This window comes from Streptomyces sp. NPDC001858 (genome assembly GCF_053594615.1).
The window spans coordinates 1-2090 of the sequence record NZ_JBSFEV010000115.1 but is presented as its reverse complement, the minus strand read 5'-3'; the positions used below and the strand labels follow the sequence as shown (position 1 = coordinate 2090).

General features: G+C 69.8%; 1 protein-coding gene and 1 pseudogene. Both read left to right on the top strand.

The features are described from left to right. A pseudogene (locus tag ACWCPF_RS45375) lies at positions 1 to 171 on the top strand (dihydrolipoyl dehydrogenase); the annotation flags it as partial. 61 nt (positions 172 to 232) lie between these two features. After that, the gene (locus ACWCPF_RS45370) at positions 233 to 1669 is read left to right on the top strand and encodes a sugar porter family MFS transporter (RefSeq protein ID WP_451051020.1); all 1437 of its coding nucleotides are present in this window, start codon (positions 233 to 235) and stop codon (positions 1667 to 1669) included. The last annotated feature ends 421 nt before the right edge of the window (positions 1670 to 2090 follow it).

Sequence of the window (2090 nt, the reverse complement as noted above, 5' to 3'; positions counted from 1 at the left end):
GGCCATCTCATCGGCCCCGACGTCACCGAACTCCTGCCCGAGCTGACCCTCGCCCAGCAGTGGGACCTCACCGTCCACGAGGTCGCGCGCAACGTGCACGCCCACCCGACCCTGGGCGAGGCCGTCAAGGAAGCGGTGCACGGCCTGGCCGGCCACATGATCAACCTGTGAGTGCACCGCTCAACCGCAGTCCCCGCCTGCCGGGTCACCTTCCGAACGGAACTTCATCACCATGAGCACTGGAACGAGCCCCGACCGGCCCGCCGACATGGCGGCCTCCGCACCCGGCAGGCTGGGACGCAGCGTCTTCATCGCCGCGGTCGCCGCCATCGGCGGCTTCCTCTTCGGCTACGACAGTGCAGTCATCAACGGCGCGGTGATCGGAATCCAGCACCACTTCGACGTGTCCTCCGCGCAGACGGGTACGGTCGTCGCCAGCGCGCTGCTCGGCTCGGCCGCGGGAGCCGCCGCGGCCGGGCGGCTCGCCGACCGGCTGGGCCGGCTGCGGGTGATGCACACGGCAGCGGCCCTCTTCGCCGTCAGCTCTGTCGGTTCCGCACTCGCGCAGTCGGTCTGGGACCTGGGAACCTGGCGCGTCCTGGGCGGCATAGCCATCGGCCTGGCCTCGGTCATCGGCCCCACCTACATAGCCGAGATCGCCCCCGCCGCATACCGGGGCCGTCTCGCGTCGTTCCAGCAGGGGGCCATCGTCCTCGGCATCACCGCCTCCCAACTGGTCAACTGGGGCATCGCCAAAGGCGCCGGAGGCCGCAGCGAGAACCCGCTGGGGCCCCTCGACGCCTGGCAGTGGATGCTGCTGGCTGCTGTCGTGCCGGCGGTGCTGTACTACGTCCTCACCTCGCGTATCCCGGAATCCCCCCACTACCTCGTCGCCCGAGGCCGCACCGACGAAGCCCGGCAGGCGGTGGCCGAGATCCAGGGCGCCGAGACGGACGCCGAGACCCGCCTCGCCGAGATCGAGCACGCGCTGCGCCACGCGCACAAGCCGCGCGTACGCGATCTGTTCGGCGGCTCCTTCGGTCTGCTGCCGATCGTCTGGGCGGGCATCGGGCTCGCCGTCTTCCAGCAGCTCGTCGGGATCAACGTCATCTTCTACTACTCGTCGATCCTGTGGCAGTCGGTCGGCATCGACCAGTCCGGCTCCCTGCTGATCAGCCTGTCCACCTCGATCGTCAACATCGTCGGAACCGTGGTGGCGATGCTGTTCATCGACCGGGTCGGCCGTAGACCCCTCGCCCTGATCGGCTCGGCGGGCATGGCCGTGTCCCTTGCGCTGGCGTCCTGGGCCTTCTCGTACAAGACCGGCTCGGGAGACGGCATCTCCATCCCCGACACACAGGGCACGGTGGCCCTCGTGGCCGCCCACACCTTCGTCTTCTTCTTCGCCGTCTCTTGGGGCGTCATCCTGTGGGTCATGGTCGGCGAGATGTTCCCGCTCAGCATCCGGGCCGCCGCGATATCCGTGGCGACGGCGTTCAACTGGCTGGCCAACTGGGCTGTCACCGAGACCTTCCCGAGCATGGCGGACTGGAACCTGTCCGCCACGTACGCCTGCTACGCCGCCTTCGCGCTGCTGTCCGGGGTCTTCGTGATGAAGGTGGTCCGCGAGACCAAGGGCAGGAGGCTGGAAGACATGACGGCGGCCTGACGGTGATGAGTGACGTGCGCGGAAGTCGGCGGCGCTCTGGTCGAGCGGGGCGCGACGCGTCGACCTGTCGCCCGAGGATTCTGTGCCCCGGTCGGCAGACCGAGCGCTCTCGGGCGGACCGGGCACTCCGGTCCCCCCGGTGACCAGGCGGATCCGCTGCTTTCCGCCGCAGCCCACAGGGACGGGCGGGGGCTTCCAGGAGGCGGCGCGGTAGGCCGACGGACTCCAGCACAGCGCGGTGCCCGTCAGCGGTCGCGTTGACCAGCAGGCCGGCCCGGCGCCGGAGCCGGGCCGGTGGTTGTTGTGGTGTGGTGGTGTGTCAGCGTGGTGGGCCGAGGAGGATCTGTCCGTACTGCTCGGCGGCTTCGGCCAGTTTCTCGGGTGTGATGGCGAAGTCCTTGGGCCGGGGGGTGGTGATGTC

Excerpts from the sequence above, each read along its gene's own strand:
- ACWCPF_RS45370 (WP_451051020.1), top strand. The coding sequence starts at position 233 with ATGAGCACTGGAACGAGCCCCGACCGGCCCGCCGACATGGCGGCCTCC.